The 16426-nt window shown below is 61.0% G+C and carries 13 protein-coding genes; 5 read left to right on the plus strand and 8 right to left on the minus strand.

What is annotated here, in order from left to right; translation table 11 throughout:
* Nucleotides 1-179: 179 nt before the first annotated feature.
* The 3 genes from LG409_RS01335 to LG409_RS01345 form a co-directional block, all read right to left on the minus strand.
* Entirely contained in the window at nucleotides 180-1625 is a 1446-nt protein-coding gene (locus tag LG409_RS01335; RefSeq protein WP_227407451.1) for a sodium/glutamate symporter, read from the minus strand.
* A 92-nt stretch (nucleotides 1626-1717) separates the two neighbouring features.
* Nucleotides 1718-2257 (minus strand): phosphatase PAP2 family protein, encoded by a 540-nt coding sequence (locus LG409_RS01340; protein WP_039183250.1) that lies wholly within the window; start codon nucleotides 2255-2257, stop codon nucleotides 1718-1720.
* Complete coding sequence (locus LG409_RS01345; RefSeq protein WP_039183246.1) at nucleotides 2220-3383, minus strand: glycosyltransferase family 4 protein; 1164 nt, start codon at nucleotides 3381-3383, stop codon at nucleotides 2220-2222. The genes LG409_RS01340 and LG409_RS01345 overlap by 38 nt, the downstream gene beginning before the upstream one ends.
* A gap of 224 nt (nucleotides 3384-3607) precedes the next feature.
* Here LG409_RS01345 and LG409_RS01350 point away from each other — a divergent pair, with 224 nt between their 5' ends.
* Nucleotides 3608-5191: a bifunctional metallophosphatase/5'-nucleotidase gene (locus tag LG409_RS01350; RefSeq protein WP_227407452.1), complete on the plus strand. Its 1584-nt coding sequence runs from the start codon at nucleotides 3608-3610 to the stop codon at nucleotides 5189-5191.
* 30 nt (nucleotides 5192-5221) lie between these two features.
* Here LG409_RS01350 and LG409_RS01355 read toward each other — a convergent pair whose 3' ends face one another.
* From LG409_RS01355 to ugpB, 4 genes are all read right to left on the minus strand, one after another.
* Nucleotides 5222-6274 carry a sn-glycerol-3-phosphate import ATP-binding protein UgpC gene (locus tag LG409_RS01355; protein WP_096921616.1) on the minus strand — a complete coding sequence of 351 codons (1053 nt, stop codon included), beginning with the start codon at nucleotides 6272-6274 and terminating at the stop codon, nucleotides 5222-5224.
* Between the two features lie 2 nt (nucleotides 6275-6276).
* Nucleotides 6277-7119: a sn-glycerol-3-phosphate ABC transporter permease UgpE gene (ugpE, locus tag LG409_RS01360; protein ID WP_039183237.1), complete on the minus strand. Its 843-nt coding sequence runs from the start codon at nucleotides 7117-7119 to the stop codon at nucleotides 6277-6279.
* Between the two features lie 27 nt (nucleotides 7120-7146).
* A complete protein-coding gene (gene ugpA, locus LG409_RS01365) occupies nucleotides 7147-8031 on the minus strand; it encodes a sn-glycerol-3-phosphate ABC transporter permease UgpA (RefSeq protein ID WP_227407453.1) in 885 nt (294 codons plus the stop codon).
* Nucleotides 8032-8160: 129 nt separating this feature from the next.
* On the minus strand, nucleotides 8161-9486 hold the full coding sequence (gene ugpB, locus LG409_RS01370) for a sn-glycerol-3-phosphate ABC transporter substrate-binding protein UgpB (RefSeq protein ID WP_039183231.1): 1326 nt from the start codon (nucleotides 9484-9486) through the stop codon (nucleotides 8161-8163).
* A gap of 175 nt (nucleotides 9487-9661) precedes the next feature.
* Between ugpB and argE the strand changes: the two genes are divergently transcribed.
* Nucleotides 9662-10843, plus strand: coding sequence for an acetylornithine deacetylase (argE, locus tag LG409_RS01375; RefSeq protein ID WP_227407454.1), 1182 nt, complete (start codon nucleotides 9662-9664; stop codon nucleotides 10841-10843).
* 74 nt (nucleotides 10844-10917) lie between these two features.
* Here argE and LG409_RS01380 read toward each other — a convergent pair whose 3' ends face one another.
* Nucleotides 10918-11232, minus strand: a complete 315-nt coding sequence (locus LG409_RS01380) for a hypothetical protein (protein ID WP_039183225.1) — start codon at nucleotides 11230-11232, stop codon at nucleotides 10918-10920.
* A gap of 156 nt (nucleotides 11233-11388) precedes the next feature.
* Between LG409_RS01380 and LG409_RS01385 the strand changes: the two genes are divergently transcribed.
* Genes LG409_RS01385 through LG409_RS01395 form a run of 3 tightly spaced genes read left to right on the plus strand, consistent with a single transcriptional unit; the run spans nucleotide 11389 to nucleotide 16423 of the window.
* Nucleotides 11389-11853, plus strand: a complete 465-nt coding sequence (locus LG409_RS01385) for a YchJ family protein (protein ID WP_189462991.1) — start codon at nucleotides 11389-11391, stop codon at nucleotides 11851-11853.
* A 25-nt stretch (nucleotides 11854-11878) separates the two neighbouring features.
* Nucleotides 11879-12907 carry a Bug family tripartite tricarboxylate transporter substrate binding protein gene (locus tag LG409_RS01390; RefSeq protein ID WP_144984359.1) on the plus strand — a complete coding sequence of 343 codons (1029 nt, stop codon included), beginning with the start codon at nucleotides 11879-11881 and terminating at the stop codon, nucleotides 12905-12907.
* Nucleotides 12908-12937: 30 nt separating this feature from the next.
* Entirely contained in the window at nucleotides 12938-16423 is a 3486-nt protein-coding gene (locus tag LG409_RS01395; protein WP_227407455.1) for a bifunctional diguanylate cyclase/phosphodiesterase, read from the plus strand.
* Nucleotides 16424-16426 lie beyond the last annotated feature (3 nt).

Raw genomic sequence — 16426 nt, forward strand, 5'->3', positions numbered from 1 at the left:
GCATGTTCGTGCTCTTCTTGGGGTTTTCGGGGGTAGGCCTGTATATGGCGTTCAAGACGTCATTTTCAGGGGGCCTGGAAGAGCGTGACGACATGCCACCTGATATGTAAGTCCTCCCTTGCAAGACATCCGTCCCAATGCAAAACGCCCGCTATTGCGGGCGTTTTGCTATCCGATGTTTACTTGCCTTGCCATCGACCCTTGCCACGATTGGGCACCATCCTGCCAAAGTAGAGCAATCCGAATGCCAGCCAACCGACGGTCAGTATGGCGGTCAATCCCAGCACGGCGGGTGCGCCAAACTGGGCAATCAGCGGTAACGCGGCGGCGGTGAACAGGCCGCCCCCCACCACGGGTTCGAACATCAGCTGTTTGTAGCCAAAACTCTCCAGTGCGCCGGACTTGTTCTTGGGGTCTGCCATGCGCATCAGCAACAGTCCGGTGACGGTCACCCCCATGGATTGGCCGAAGTCACCAATACCGCGTTCGAACCAGTTCTCGGGGATCACGCGAGGGGCGATCACGATCAGCACGAACAAGCCCCAGGCAATCCCGGCCAGTGCCAGCAGCAGGAACGGGATGAAGTAATCACCCAGCGTGGTCAGCGAAAGCGTCGCGAGGGCGGCCACGATGGTGAAATCCAGCGCGGTGCCCGCAATACGTGACATGGTGCGGGTGGATACGTGCCGTTCCAGCCCAAAGCGCATGACACATAGCTGTACGATCACCCCGCCAATCATGGCAATGGGAAACAGCGGCACGTGGGCGAGTATTTCCAGCCCGCCGTCGCGTGCCCAGGTCATCTGCTCTACCCACTGCAGGCCTGTCAGCAGCAGCCAGCCAATCACGATGGCGATGCCCACCAGCCCGATATGCAGGCTCAATGGGTCGGTGGTGCCTGCTTCTTGTGCCAGATCCTTCTTGAATTCGCTGAACTCTTCTGTAGAGGGGCGTTCGTCTTCACGCAGGCTTTCATCCGGCTGGTCTTCTTCACGGGTGGGTTTGACCACGCCTCTGCGTGCCGCGATGTTGATCATCACCGTGCCGATCAACACCCCCGAAACGATGCCGACGGTGGCCAGGCCCAGCGCCAGGTCGGCGCCTTCCTCAAAGCCGAGGTCGGCGAAGGTGTCGGCCATGCCTGCGGCGGTGCCGTGCCCGCCTTCGAAACCGATTTCAATCAGTGCCCCCACCATGGGGTTCATGTTGAACATGGGAACCAGTACCAGCAATGCAAGGCTGAGACCTACCACATACTGGCCCCACGCCATGGTCTGGCCCACCACGACCTGCGGCCCTGCACGTAACCAGATGGTGCGCAGCCCAGGGATGGCCTTGCCGATGAACAGGGCAGCAAAGACGACGTTGATCAGCAGCCCGGGCAGCGCCGACCAGCTCTCCTGGACGTAAGTGGGGAACAACCCGGGGCTTTCTTCGAACAGTGTGGGCATGAAGCGCCCGATGACATCGGGACCAAGCAGCAGCAGGAGCAGCCCGCCAATCACCGAACTGGGAAGAAACAGGCGGCGCAGCCAGGGTAGCCAAAGGCGCAGCGCATTGCTGACCAGCAGCACTAGCGCAATGAGCACCAGCGCGATAAACAGTTCACCTACGGTCATGGTCATCTCATCGCTCCTTGATGATCCGAAAAGGGTAATGAGATAAACGTAGTGCCAATCAAATGAAAGCGCTATGGCCTTCAGGCGTCGAACAGCGCCTAGCCCATCCAGTAAAGGCTCAGTAACGCAAACCCGTAGCCCATGGCAGCACCGGCCAACACGTCACTGGCATAGTGCAGGCCCAGGCCTACTCTTGAAATCGCGATGATCAAGGCAAGCGGTAACACGATTGGTAGCAGCCAGGGCGTGTGGCTGGCCACCAGGACGCTGAACATCACGGCATGCATGGTATGACCACTGGGAAAACTGTAGCGGTCTCGGGCAGGTTCGCCGCAGTGGACGCCCCCCAGGTAGGTGATGAAAGGGCGTTCGCGACAAAGCCGAGTTTTCACCAGCTTGTAGACCAGGATCGCCAGCAGCGCGATCAGTGAGTATTGCCACATGCGCCATAGGCCGTCTGTTTGCAGCCACGGCTGAGCTGCAATCAGCAGCACCCAGACGGGCCAATCACCCAGTTTGCTGGCCGTCTGGAGCGTCAGACGCCAGGGGCGGTAGAGCGAGAGATGCGTCACGCGCTGGCAAAAGCGCCACTCCCACAGGTCAAGACGATCGAATACGACAAGCGGGCGAGCTCGCATGGCGGGCCTCCTGGGCATGGTGCAGGTAACGTAGAAATTGCTCGGCAATGCCCGACCAGCTCTGTTCCAGTGCGCGCAGGCGGGCGACTCTTCCTAGTCGTGCGTAATCGGCAGGGTGCTGGCACAGCGTGACCGCTGCGTGTTGAAAGCCCAGCGCATCGTCGGTCGCCACGGTGATGCCGTTATGACCACTGTGAATCAGTTCTGCACTGGCTGCGTGGCGAAACGCCACGACTGCCAGGCCGCTGGCCATGGCTTCGGTCACTACGTTGCCCCAGGTTTCGGACAGCGAGGGAAACACGAACATGTCGGCGCTGGCGTAGTGGCGGGCCAGCGAATGCTTGTCCACAAATCCGGTGAAGTGGGCTTCTGGCAAGGCTTTTTGCAGCTGGCTGCGGGCCGGGCCGTCGCCCACGATGACCTGCGCCATATCGGGGCGAGCGCTGCGCATGGCTTGCAGCGTTTCCTGCAGGAGCGAAAGGTTCTTCTCGGGTGCCAGGCGCCCCACGTACAGGGCCACCGGTTGATGCTCGCTGACCCCCCACTGCTGGCGCAGCGCGAGGTCGCGGTGGGCAGGGGAGAAGCGCTCGCCGTCGATGCCTCGGGAAAGCACCTGCACGTCTTTGATGCCATCCTGGCGCAGCGCCACGGCTTGCTGCTGGGTAGGCACCAGGGTGAGGGCGCAGCCATTGTGGAAATAGCGCAAATAGCGTCGTGTCGCTTTGGCCAGCCAGGCAACACCATAATCTTGGCAGTAGTGGTCGAAGTTGGTATGCCAACCGGCCACCAGCGGCAGTTCCAGGCGCTGGGCTGCCTGGCGGGCCGCCCAGCCCAAGGGGCCTTGGGTTGCCAGATAGACGACGTCCGGGCGGTACTGCTGCCAAAAGCGCTGAAGCTTCCCAGGGCGGGCAAAGCCTACCTGAACGTCGGTATAGTTAGGCAGCGCAAACCGCTTGACCTGAAGTTCCTGGGTAGCGCACGCAGCGCTGCCAGGTTGACGCGGCGCCGGGCGTATCACGTCCACTGTGATACCCAGCAACAGCAGTTCACGACACAGCCGGTTCAACGTGTGCGCGACGCCGTTGATTTCCGGTGACCATGTTTCGCTGACGATACAGAGTCGCATGAGCGATTCATCCCTTTATCACGTTTAGCGCCATGGTGAGGCCCAACAGTGACACCGAGGCGACAGCCAGGTGAACAAGCGATGACACGCAATGTGCCCTGTCTTGTGCCGCAGGAAGCAAGTATCGTTACATATACCAGGAAAGTGACTTGACCCTGACGAAAGGAACCCAGTCCATGACCTCACGACACTTTGTTACTCCATGCGCCATTGCGGGTGCACTCATGATCTCGTCATCGGCCGTGATGGCCGACGAGACCTTTACCCTGACGATCTATCACACCAACGACCTGCATGGCCGCACGGATGCTTACCCGGCCCTGGTGGCCACCTTGAACGAGGCCCGGGAGGCCTATGGCGAGGGGTTGCTGCTGGATGCGGGGGATATCTTCTCCGGGACGCTCTACTTCAACGAATTTCAGGGCCAGGACGCGCTGACCTTCATGAACCTGATGGGCTACGACGCGTTCGTGCCGGGGAATCATGAGTTCGACCTGGGTGACCCTGAGACCGGTCATCAGGCGTTGGCGGCGTTCTTTGCAGGGGCAGACTTCCCCATTCTGGGCGCCAACCTGGACTTTTCGGCGTCTCCCGAGTTTGCCGAGCGCCTCGGGGAGAGCATCACGGCCGACCCCCAGGCGGGGTATCTCTATGACGGCATGATCCTCGAACATCAGGGGGAGCGTATCGGGATCTTCGGATTGAGCACCCAGGATAGCGACGCCATCTCCAGCCCGGGCCAGGTCACCATTGGTGAGTATCGTCAGGCGGCCGAAGCGATGGTCGAGGCGCTCGAAGCGCAGGGAGTCAACAAGATCATCGCGCTCACGCATCTGGGCTACGACAGCGACCCCCGCGTCGGTAACGACCTGCTGCTGGCAGAGCAGGTCGAGGGGATCGACGTCATCATCGGGGGGCATAGCCATACGCGGGTCGCCCCGCCTGCGCTGCTGACCGAGCACTGGCCAGCGCCCACCGTGGTAGGGCAGGCGGGTGAGTATGGCCAGCATCTGGGGGTCATGCAGGTGATCTTCGATGCCGATGGCGTGGTCCAGGAGGTCAGCGGTGAGCTGCTGGCCACCGACGAGCGCACGCCGGATGCGGCTGCGCTGGAGCTTTTAGCACCGTATACCGAGGCCATCGAAGCACTGCGTGACGAACAGGTAGGTGCGAAGGCGATTCTGGCGCTGCCCAACCCTCGTCATGGCCAGGGTGATGCGCTGAGCGTACGCGCCAACGAAACGGCGCTGGGCAACCTGATTGCCGACGGTCAGCTCCATGCAGCGCGCAAGGTGGTACCGGACACCCTCATGGCGCTACAGAACAGCGGCGGTATTCGTGAAGCGCTGCCCCAGGGGGATATCACCGTGGGTGACCTGATCGCCGTGCAGCCGTTCGGTAACCGTTTGACGCTGCTGGAAGTCACTGGTGCCGAGCTGCTGGAAACCTTCGAAATTGCGCTGACCAATGCGCCGGACGAAAGCGGTGGCTTCCTGCAGGTGTCCGAAGGCACGCGGCTCACCTACGACAGTCGTCAGCCCGCAGGCGAGCGTCTCATCAGCCTGGAGGTGAACCGCGAAGGTGCCATGCAGGCGATCGATCCGGACAAGACCTATACCGTGGCCACCAACAACTTCACGGCGGCGGGTGGCGATGGTCACACGGCACTGGGGGCGGCCCACGACGATGGCCGCCATACCATCGTGGGCCATACCGACTGGGAGATGTTGCGTGATCATGTGGTGTCTCGTGGCGAGGTGTTCTATCAGCCCGAGGGTCGCATTGTGGATATTGCCCAGGACGAATAGTCACTTCATCGCCCTGGGCAAGCGGCAGGCTCAGCCGGTGCGCTGCCCGGTGGTGGCATTGAACGGGTGCAGGGCTCCGGCGGTGACGTACAGGTTGAGCGTCTCGCCCTCCTGAACGGGGGGCTGGCCTGCGGTTTTCAGTACCGTAGGCTGTTGGCGGTCGGCCAGATGCACGTACAGGTGGCTTTCGGCCCCGGCTGCTTCGTACAGCATCAGCGTGGCTCGTAGCGCGATATGCGGCTCGGCAGGCGGTGTCAGCAGCATGTCATCCGGGCGAATACCCAGGGTATCCGTGCCTTCCGGCAGCTGGCTCAGTATCCCTTCATGATCCTGGGGGGCCAGATACGCCAGCGGCAGGATGTTCATGGCAGGGGAGCCGATGAACTGCGCCACGAACAGCGTGGCAGGGCGCGTGTAGATCTCCATGGGCGTGCCTACCTGCTCGATATTGCCTGCGTTCAGCACCACCAGGCGGTCGCCCAGGGTCATCGCTTCGAGCTGGTCGTGGGTGACGTACAGGCTGGTGGTCTTCAGGCGACGCTGCAGCTGCTTGATCTCGACGCGCATCTGCACCCGCAGCTTGGCATCCAGGTTGGAGAGCGGCTCGTCGAACAGGAAGGCCGAGGGCTCGCGTACCAGCGCGCGTCCCATGGCCACGCGCTGGCGCTGGCCACCTGAAAGCTTGCGCGGTTTGCGCTCCAGGTACTCCTCGATTTCCAGCATTTTGGCGGCGGCGCGCACGCGCTGGTCGATGTCATGCTTCTTGAAACCGCGGTTCTTCAAGCCGTAGGCCAGGTTGTTGTAGACCGTCATGTGAGGGTAGAGCGCATAGTTCTGGAACACCATGGCGATGTCCCGTTCGGCAGGCTCCAGCCGATTGACCACCCGCTCGCCGATCTTCAACGTGCCTTCGGTTATGGTTTCCAACCCGGCCACCATGCGCAGCAGGGTCGATTTACCGCAGCCGGAAGGCCCCACCAGTACCACGAATTCACCATCTTCGATGTGCAGGTCGATGCCTTTGACGGCTGCCACGTTACCGGCGTAGGTTTTCTTAAGCCCTTCCAGGGTAATGCTGGCCATGGTTACTTCTCCGTCTCGGTCAGGCCTTTCACGAACAGGCGTTGCATAAACAGGATCACCAGTACCGGTGGCAGGGCCGCCATCACGACGGCCGCCATGATCAAGTGCCATTGGGGGTTTTCATCGGAGGTCATGCGCTGAATGCCCATCACGATGGTGTAGTAATCCGGGTTGGTGGTGATCAGCAGCGGCCACAGGTACTGGTTCCAGCCGTAGATGAACATGATCACGAACAGCGCCGCGATATTGGTGATCGAGAGCGGCATCAGAATGTCCTTGAAGAACTTCAGCGGCCCCGCGCCGTCCACCCTGGCGGCTTCCAGCATCTCTTCAGGGATGGTCATGAAGAACTGGCGAAAGAGAAAGGTAGCGGTGGCCGAAGCAATCAGCGGAATCGACAGCCCGGCAAAACTGTTGAGCATCTTCAGGTCGGCCACCACCTGGAAGGTGGGGATGATGCGCACCTCCACCGGCAGCATCAAGGTGATGAAGATCAGCCAGAAGAACAGCATCCGAAAGCGGAAACGGAAATAGACGATGGCAAACGCGGACAGCAGCGAGATGGACAGTTTGCCCAGCGTAATGGCCATGGCCATCACGAAGCTGTTCCACAGCATGGTGCCTGCCGGTGGCGCGCCCGCGTTGGAAACGCCGGACTGCCACATGCGCGTGTAGTTTTCCAGGCCGTGGCTGCCGGGCAGCATGGGCAGCGTGCCGCGCAGCAAGTCGCCGGGGGCCTGGGTCGAGGCCACCAGCGCCACGTACACCGGAAATACCACCACGGCAACGCCCAGGATCAGCGTCAGATGGGCCAGGAGGTTGGCCCAGGGGCGGTTTTCAACCATAACGAAACTCCTCACAATCCGCCTGGATCAGTAGTTGACCCGGCGCTCGATGAAGCGGAACTGAACGATGGTCAGGGCGATCACGATGGCCATCAGAATGACCGACTGCGCCGCCGAAGAGCCCAGGTTCAAGCCTACGAAGCCATCGGCATACACCTTGTACACCAGGGTGTTGGTGGCCTGTGCGGGGCCGCCCTGGGTCGTGGCGTGGATAATGCCGAAGGTATCGAACATCGCGTACACCACGTTGACCACCATCAGGAAAAACGTGGTGGGGGAAAGGAGCGGAAAGACGATGGTCCAGAAGCGCTTCATGGGGCTGGCCCCGTCGATGGCGGCGGCTTCGATCAACGACTGCGGGATGGACTGCAAGCCCGCTAGAAAAAACAGAAAGTTGTAGGAAATCTGCTTCCAGGCGGCGGCAAAGATCACCAGCAGCATGGCGTCGCTGCCCGACGTGCGGTGGTTCCAGCGGTAGCCCACCATGTCGAGCATGTAAGGCACGATGCCGATGGAAGGATTGAAAATGAACCACCACAGCACTCCGGCAATGGCGGGCGCAATGGCATAAGGCCATACCAGCAGGGTGGTATAGGCGCTGCGCGAACGGATCATGCGATTCACCGTGCAGGCCAGTAACAGCGCCACCGACATGGAGAGCAGCGTGGTGCCGATGGCAAAGGTGGCCGTGACCGAAAGCGCATTGAGGTAGTGGCCATCGCTGAACAGGCGAGTGAAGTTCTCCATGCCGACGAAGGTCGTGCGCAGGCCGAAGGCATCTTCGCGCAGCAGCGATTGATACAGCGCCTTGCCCGCCGGCCAGATGAAAAAGATCAGCGTAATGACGATTTGCGGGGCCAGCAGCGCATAAGGCAGAAAGCGCCCCGGAAAGGTCATGCGTTTGGTTTGCATAAGCAGGTTTCCGCGAGAACGGGTAGCACGTAAGGCGAGGGGTACGCGGGTCGAGGAGTACCGATGCCGAGCGATACTTGAAACGACTTCGCCGCCTGATGTTGTTCAGGCGGCGAAGCAAGCGCTTACTTACTGATTGGCGGACTGGAAGTCACGCAGCAGGCGGTTACCCCGCTCAACGGCTGCATCGGCAGCGGCCTGACCAGATTTGTTGCCGGTCATGACGGCTTCCATCTCTTCGGAAATGATGTCGCGAATCTGCACGAAGTTGCCGAAGCGCAGGCCCTTGGAGTTTTCGGTGGGCTCGTTCAGCGTCATCTGTTTGAGCGAGATATCCGCGCCTGGGTTCTCGTCGTAATAGCCCTGCTCGGTGCTCAAGTCCCATGCCGCCTGAGTGATCGGCAGGTAGCCGGTTTGCTGGTGCCACTTGGCCTGCACTTCGGGCTCTGAAAGGTACTCGAAGAAGGCAGCAACGGCCTCGTACTCTTCATCGCTATGGCCTTGCAGTGCCCACAGCGTGGCACCCCCGATAATCGAGTTCTGCGGCGCGCCGTCGACATCGGCATAGTAGGGCTGCATGCCGAAGCCTACTTCGAAGTCGGCGTTGGCTGCCACATCTGCCCGTGAGGCCGATGAGCCGAAGAAGATCGCGCACTCCTGGGAGTAGAACATGGGTTCGGCATCAGGGCCTGAGCCGGGGCCGCCCCATTTGTAGGCACCCGCGTCCTGCCAGGCTTTCAGGTTGTCCCAGTGGCGGGCCACCAGGTCGTTATTGAAGTTCAGCTCGGTTTCCAGGCCACCAAAGCCGTTCTCCAGAGTGCCCAGCGGCGAGTTGTGCATGGCGGAGAAGTTCTCCAGCATCACCCAGCTTGGCCATGAAGAGGTGAAGCCACAGCGTGCGGCACCCGACTCGGTGATCTGGGTGGCCTGTTCGGCCAGTTCTTCCCAGGTCTGTGGCGGCTGTTCCGGGTCCAGGCCAGCGGCTTCGAACACATCCCGGTTGTAGTACATGATGGGCGTCGAGGAGTTGAACGGGAACGACAGCATGTTGCCGTTGGTGTCCGTGTAGTAGCCCACCACGGCGGGCAGGAAGGCATCCGGGTCGAAGGCACGGCCGTGGGCTTCCATCAGCTCGTAGACTGGGTAGATCGCACCGTCGGCATTCATCATGGTGCCGGTACCGACTTCGAATACTTGCAGGATGTGGGGCTGTTCGCCTGCACGGAAGGCCGCGATCGCGCCAGTCATCGTTTCGGTGTAGTTGCCCCGATAGCTGGGGGTGACGCGGTAATCGTCCTGGGAAGCATTGAAGTCTTCGGTCATCTCTTCCAGCAGGTTACCGAGCTGACCTCCCATGGCGTGCCACCACTGAATGTTGGTCGTGGCCTGGGCCGACAGGCTGAAAGTGGCCGTCGCCACACCGAGGGCAAGAGCATGCAACGTGAAACGAGACATAACGACTCCTTGTAGGTCATGCGCAGTACGTTTGTTGAATTTTTTGGGTGCACTGCACAGTAGAAAGTGTAGATGACGCTTTCATGAACGCACGGTGAAGTTGTCGTGACGGTCAGCATTTCCAAATGCCCATGGCGGTGCTAGGGTGGCCAAAAGCCTGCACAGCGAGAGCACTATGAGCGATGTCACCACGCTACTGACCAGACTGGTCGCCTTCGATACCACCTCCAGCGCGTCCAACCTGGCCCTGATCGAATTTGTCGAAGCGTACCTGACCAAGGCTGGCGTCGCTTCCGAGCGGGTGATGAGCCCCTGTAGCACCAAAGCCAACCTGATTGCGCGCATCGGCCCTGATGCGCCCGGCGGGGTGATGCTTTCCGGGCATACGGATGTGGTGCCCGTCGTAGGGCAGCCGTGGAGCAGCGACCCGTTCACCCTGCGTGATGGGGGCGATGGTCGGTTGTATGGGCGAGGTACCTGCGACATGAAAGGCTTCATCGCCTGCGCGCTGGCCATGGTGCCCGAGTGGGTCAAGGCGCCTTTGCAGCAGCCGGTCTACCTGGGCTTTTCCTATGACGAAGAGATCGGCTGTGTCGGGGCGCCGAGCCTGATCAAGCGCTTTTATGAGCACTACTCCACCACGGCACGGGTCATCGTCGGCGAGCCGACCAGCATGCAGCCAGTGGTTGCCCAGAAAGGCGCTACCAACCTGCGCACTACCGTAGTGGGGCGCGAGGCCCACAGCAGCCAGGTGAACCAGGGCACCTCGGCGATTCATGTGGCGGCCAGGCTGGTCACTTTCATCGAGGACACCATGGCCACGCTGGTCGAAGAAGGATGCGTGGACGAGGCGTTCAACGTGCCGCATACCAGCCTGCACGTGGGCAAGATCAAGGGGGGCACGGCCATCAACATCATGGCGCGGGAGTGCCAGTTCGAGTGGGAGATACGCCACCTGCCCACGGAAACCTTCGAAGAGGTGTATGCCCGCTTCAGCGACTACTGCGCCACGCTGAGTGAGGCCCTGGCGGCCCAGGGGAAAACCGTCGACATCACCACAGAGCCCTTGAACGTGACGGTGCCCGGGTTGGCAAACCGTGACAACCAGCAGGTGCTGCAACTGGCAGAAGCGCACCTTCCGGCAGGCTGTTGCCAGCATGCCGTGGCCTACGCCACCGAGGCTGGCCAGTTTCAGGGGCAGGGGCTGCAGACGATCATTCTGGGGCCGGGCAGCATTGCCCAGGCACACCAGCCGGATGAGTATATCGAGATCTCACAGCTCGAGGCATGTCAGCAGTTCATGCAGCGCTTGGGTGGCTCCCTGCAATCGGCCTATCAAGCCGATGACCATGCCTGAAGTCGAGCGCTCACGCCCATAAAAAAACATCCGCCCGGTGACGCGGCGGATGTTTTCATGATGCTTTAGAGCGATCAATGCTGAGGGTAATGCTCTTCATAAAGCTCGGCTTTCGCATGGCGCATGACATCTTCGCAGGCCTGCTGGCGAGCCAGTTGGGTCAACAGCTTCTGGGTGACTTCAAAGCCTTTGCCCAGGCAGTGGTCGACTTCGTCTCGGCTAACCGTGGGTGACACGTCATAGTCGATTTTCACCGTACGCCCTTTGCCTTCCAGGCGGTCTGCCACGGCTCTAAGCCGCCACGCGATTCGCTCTTTCCAGTTTGCTGATTCTTCCGCGCCTTCGTTTACGCTAAACGTGCACTGCCATTCCGGTCTGTAAACCTTCATAGGAGAACCTCCACTGCGTTTGGAAAGAATGATCGATCGTGTTGTCGTACTCCGTCTGTCTGAAGATCTTGCTCTGCTACTATACCTGACTCGGGCCCTATTACCGAAACAAAACGTCTACAGCCTTTATTCATTGCACAAGCCAGAGTCACCGTTATGACCCACCCCATGCCGGAAAGTTGCCCCTGTGGCAGCACGTTGCCACTGGTAGCCTGCTGCCAACCGTTTCATCAGGGCCAGGCCGTTCCAGAAACCCCGGAAGCCCTGATGCGTTCACGATACACCGCCTTTGCGTTGAATGAGCGTGACTATTTGCTGGCCACCTGGCACGCCACCACGCGCCCAGCCACACTGCCACCCGACCCCACGACGCAGTGGCAATCGCTGGTCATCGTGTCGGCACCGCAGCCTTCCCGCGATGAAGGGCACGTGCACTTCAAGGCAACGTTCAGGGAATCAGGCCGTTGGCATGTGCTGGAAGAAGCCTCGCGGTTCGTATGGGAAGAGCAGCGGTGGTGGTACGTCGATGGAAAGCCCACCGTGATACGCCTGAAGCCGGGCCGTAACGATGCCTGCCCTTGTGGAAGCGGACGCAAATTCAAGGTATGTTGCCAGCTATAAGACTAAGTAGCATGAGGCACCCCCGATGAACACGAAGCAAACCGAACGGCGACGGCAGCGTGGTTTATGGTCTTCATCGAGTGGCTGGGGGGCCATCGTGCTGTTGGGGTGGCTAAGCCTTTTCGTGGGCGCTTCTGCCCATGGCCAGACGCAAGCGGAGCCTTACCCTGCCACGGACATGACGCTGGTGCTGCCCTACGGGGAAGGCGGCGCAACGGACGTCTTGTTCAGAGCCATTGCCGAGCGTGCCCAGGTTGCGCTACAGGCCCCCATCGTCGTCGTGAACATGCCCGGCAGCGGGGCCACGCTGGGGGCGCAGTTCGTCAAGGAATCCCCGCCCGATGGTTACACCGTACTGGGCAGCCATCAAACCATCGACCTCGCCTACCTGTCGGGGCTTTCCAACTTTTCGCATGAGGCATTCGCCCCCATTGCCCTGCTGACCCGCACCGTGAACATTCCGGCCACCTATGCAGGTCACTCGGTCAGCAGTGCTTCCCAGATTGCCGAAAAGGTGCGCGAACAGCCGGGCAAGCTGCTGTTCGGGGTGATTCCCAACTCAACGGACCACTTTTTTTGGCTACACTTCTTCGCGCAGGCCGGTATCGATGCCAGCGATGTACAGTTCGTCCAATATCCTGATACCGGTGCCCAGGTCGTGGCCTTGTTAGGCAGAGAGCTTGATTTTGCCATGCTCAACCTGCCGTCGGCAGGTGCCCTGTTTGCGTCGGGTGCCCTGGTGCCTCTGGGCGCTGCCAGCGAGCAGCGTCTTGCGGCGCTACCGTCCGTGCCGACGCTTCTGGAGCAGGGCATCACGCTGGTCAATACCACGGACCGCGGTTTGTTTGCTCCCTTGAACACGCCTCCTGAGCGTCTTGACGTCATTGCCACCGCCTTCCGTCAGGCGCTGGAAGCGCCTGACCTGGCACGTCGCTTGATGGACACCCACGGCTCTCTGGTGGACTTTCGCCCGCTGGAGGCCTATGGGCAGTATCTGGATGAGCAGTATCAACAGTTGGAAAGCCTGACCCAGCGGTTAGCGTTCGAGCGCTAGCCAGACCATCGACCGGAGCCACCACGTCTAATGCCCTTGAATACTCGTGATTTAGCCGCCGAGACGCTACTGCTGCTGGTCTCGGCGACGCTCCTGTGCATGGGAGCGACCAGCCTGTTGGTGGGGCTGGTGCTGCCACAAGTGGTATTCGGCCCGATGCTGGTGCCGGATGCCGCGCTGGCGACGCTGCTGATCGGCGTCAGCCTGCTGGCCACGCTGTGCCGATGGCGCGTGCTGAGGCTGGCAAGTGCCGGAGGCTTGACGGCGCTGCTGCTGTACACCTTGCTGCACAACCTGATGGCGCAGGGCGTCAGCGAATCGTGGGTCACTGGGCAACCGCGCATGACCAGTTTGGCGGCGGTGGTGTTGCTGATGATCAATGTCTGCCTATGGCGTGGTGTGGAAGGGGCGGCAAAAAAGCGCTGGTGGCGCGCGGCAGGAATAGGTTTGCTGCTGTTTGGCGGCGTGGTGGTGCTCCAGCTATGGCGTCCTCAGGCAAACCAGGCGACGCTCTTTACCTCCTCGCCTCTGGCGGTACTGGTGTTCATCGTGCTGTTGGGGGCTGCGCTGTTGGTGGCCGGCTGGCGGCAGCGTCATGAGCGGCTCAGCCCGGGCCGCTTGACCGTGGTGGTCGGGTTGGCAGGGGTGTTGGCCAGTAGTCTGGCGTGGTTGCTGCTGAGCATGCATCAGCGCTCCTCGGCCGAGTTGCAGGCCAGTTACCTGCTGGATAATGTGCAGCTCAACGCCGAACAGGCCATGTCGGAACGGCTAAAGCTGATGCAGCGCATGGCTGAGCGCCTGGACGGGGTGACAGGCGCGCAGCGTGAGCGGTTGCTGGCACAAGATGCCCAGAACTATTTTCGCGATACGCTCAGCCTGCATGCCATGGCACTGAGGGAGGAGACGGGGGCGCTGCGGTGGTCGCAAGGGCGCAGGCAACGCAGTGATGGCTGGCTGCTGGAGCAGCTGGCCATGCCTGCGGTACAGGCCTGGATGAACATTCCGTTCGAACGCCCTCGGTTACTGATCCCGGACAGCCGTCAGCCCAGCCAGATATTGATGGCCGTACCCATTCCTGGCCAGCCCGAGCAGCTGCTGGCCTCGTTGCATCTGGGCGAGCTGCTGGGCAACGAGCTGCGGCTGGCGCTGGGGCCTTTTCATGTGGACGTCAGCCGGGCGGACCAACGGCTGATTCGGCTGCACCCTTCCGGGTTCACGGTCGATGATGGCGAAGCCTCCACGCTGATGCTGGCATCTCGGCATATGGGGTTGCCGGGGGGGATCAACCTCATGCTGAGCGCCTATCCCGGCCAACACTACAACTGGGCACTGTTGGGCGTGATGCCGCTGAGCGTCACGCTGGGTGGGCTGGTGATGAGCTGGCTGCTGGCGTTCAGCGTGGGGCTGATGAGGGCAAGCGTCACCCGGGCCAAAGAGCTGGCCGAAGCGCGCCACTCCCTGGCCGACAGCGAGCAGCGCTATCGTTCGCTGTTTGCGCACCACCCCGACGCCATTTTTGCCGTGGATCCCGAAGGGCGTTTCATCGAAGCGAACGCAACCTGCGGGCGTGTGACCGGCATTCCTCGGGAAGAGGTCTTGCAGCGTCACTTTGCCAACTTTATCGACCCTGACGACGTCACGCATGTGGCGCAACAGTTTCAGCAGGTGCTGGGCGGCGAAATCGCGCGCTTCGAAGTCTCGCTGCGCCACCGTGATGGCCAGCAGCGCTTGCTGGATGTGATCGGTATTCCGATCACGGTCAATGGCCGAGTCGACGGGGTGTACGGCATTGCACAGGACGTCACCGCAAGCCGCGCCCAGCAGACTCGTCTTCGCATTCTGGAGCGCAGCGTGGAAGCCAGCGTGAACGGCGTGCTGATTGCCGATGCCCGCGCACCGGATTTGCCGATCATCTACGCCAACCGTGCGTTTAGCGTGATGACCGGCTACTCGCTGGAAGACGTCATTGGTCGGAACTGTCGTTTTCTGCAAGGGCCTGAGAGCGACCCGGACATGGTGGAGGCGCTGCGCTGCGGCCTCCAGAACCAGCGAGAGACCCACGTCACGCTGTGCAATTATCGCAAGGATGGTACGCCGTTCTGGAACGACCTCTACGTCGCACCAGTACGGGGCCAGGATGGCGGGGTGACCCATTTTGTCGGCGTTCAGCACGATATTTCCAAGCACAAGGCCTACGAAGCTCGCCTGGCCTATCATGCCACCCATGACGACCTGACTCGCTTGCCTAACCGCATGCATTTCGAAGAAGCCCTGCAGGCACAGTTTGCCCAGGCACAGCTGGGGGGGCACGCCATCAGCGTGCTGTTCGTGGATCTGGACGATTTCAAGCCGATCAACGACAGCCTGGGGCATGCCGTGGGTGATCAGGTATTGATCGAAGTAGGCCAGCGGCTGAAGGCGGCACTGCGCCAGGAAGATACGGTGGCCCGCTTGGGCGGTGACGAGTTCGTGCTGCTGATTTCGTCGGTCAGTGACGAAAAGCAGGTGATCGACATCGTCGAGCGCCTGTTGCCCGCCTTGGCTCGCCCTTACTGCATCGATGGCCACGAGCTGTACCTGACGGCCAGTGTTGGCATCGCCATCAGTGGGCCGACCACGCCCCAGCCACAAAGCTTGATTCAGCAGGCAGACATGGCGATGTACAAGGCCAAGCAGCAAGGGCGCAATGCGTATGCCTGGTTCAGTAACGACATCAACGAGCTGGCCAGTGAGCGCGTCATCCTGCGCAACGATTTGCAGGAAGCCATCGACCATCAAAACTTCGAGCTGCACTATCAGCCACTGTTCGACGGCGCGGGCAACATCGTCAGCGTAGAAGCCCTGGTACGTTGGCGGCACCCCGTGAAAGGCTATATTTCTCCGGCGCGTTTCATTCCGCTGGCCGAGGCAACGGGGCAGATCGTGCCCATCAGCGAGTGGGTCCTGCAGCGTGCCTGTACCGACATGCTGAGCCTGCAGCAAAAGGGGTTGGGAAGCCTGAAGGTGGCGGTCAATCTCTCGCCTTTGCAGTTTCATCGCGCAAGCTTTCTGGCGACGCTGCGCCAGACGCTCTCATCGACCGGTCTTCCTGCCGAGCAGCTGACGCTGGAACTGACCGAAGGCATCCTGATGAACAACACCGAGTCGGCGATTGGCATTCTGCATGCGCTGCGCAGCATGCAGGTGAGCGTCGCCATTGATGACTTCGGCACCGGCTACTCGAGCTTGAGCTATCTGAAACACCTGCCCATCAGCACCATCAAGATCGATCGCAGCTTCATCAACGAGCTGATTCACAGCGATGACGATGCCGCCATCGTGCAGGGCATCATTTCCATGGCCCACCATTTGGGGCTTGGCGTGGTGGCCGAAGGGGTCGAGAATGACGCCCAGCACCAACGTTTGATGACTTACCGCTGTGACATGTTCCAGGGCTTCGGGCTGGCCAAACCCATGCCGCTGGCGGAGCTCGAAAACATCATGGCGGCATTCACGGCTTCGACCACCTCTGGCTGACGA

Source organism: Halomonas sp. NyZ770 (assembly GCF_020616575.1).
Classification (GTDB): Bacteria; Pseudomonadota; Gammaproteobacteria; order Pseudomonadales; family Halomonadaceae; genus Vreelandella; species Vreelandella hamiltonii.

Bases quoted from the DNA above. Each gene is read 5' to 3' on its own strand.
- LG409_RS01380 (WP_039183225.1), bottom strand. From the start codon at position 11,232: ATGAAGGTTTACAGACCGGAATGGCAGTGCACGTTTAGCGTAAACGAA.
- argE (WP_227407454.1), top strand. From the start codon at position 9,662: ATGAGCGATGTCACCACGCTACTGACCAGACTGGTCGCCTTCGATACC.
- LG409_RS01350 (WP_227407452.1), top strand. From the start codon at position 3,608: ATGATCTCGTCATCGGCCGTGATGGCCGACGAGACCTTTACCCTGACG.
- ugpA (WP_227407453.1), bottom strand. From the start codon at position 8,031: ATGCAAACCAAACGCATGACCTTTCCGGGGCGCTTTCTGCCTTATGCG.
- LG409_RS01335 (WP_227407451.1), bottom strand. From the start codon at position 1,625: ATGACCATGACCGTAGGTGAACTGTTTATCGCGCTGGTGCTCATTGCG.
- ugpE (WP_039183237.1), bottom strand. From the start codon at position 7,119: ATGGTTGAAAACCGCCCCTGGGCCAACCTCCTGGCCCATCTGACGCTG.
- LG409_RS01390 (WP_144984359.1), top strand. From the start codon at position 11,879: ATGAACACGAAGCAAACCGAACGGCGACGGCAGCGTGGTTTATGGTCT.
- LG409_RS01395 (WP_227407455.1), top strand. From the start codon at position 12,938: ATGCCCTTGAATACTCGTGATTTAGCCGCCGAGACGCTACTGCTGCTG.
- LG409_RS01385 (WP_189462991.1), top strand. From the start codon at position 11,389: ATGACCCACCCCATGCCGGAAAGTTGCCCCTGTGGCAGCACGTTGCCA.
- LG409_RS01355 (WP_096921616.1), bottom strand. From the start codon at position 6,274: ATGGCCAGCATTACCCTGGAAGGGCTTAAGAAAACCTACGCCGGTAAC.
- LG409_RS01340 (WP_039183250.1), bottom strand. From the start codon at position 2,257: ATGCGAGCTCGCCCGCTTGTCGTATTCGATCGTCTTGACCTGTGGGAG.
- ugpB (WP_039183231.1), bottom strand. From the start codon at position 9,486: ATGTCTCGTTTCACGTTGCATGCTCTTGCCCTCGGTGTGGCGACGGCC.
- LG409_RS01345 (WP_039183246.1), bottom strand. From the start codon at position 3,383: ATGCGACTCTGTATCGTCAGCGAAACATGGTCACCGGAAATCAACGGC.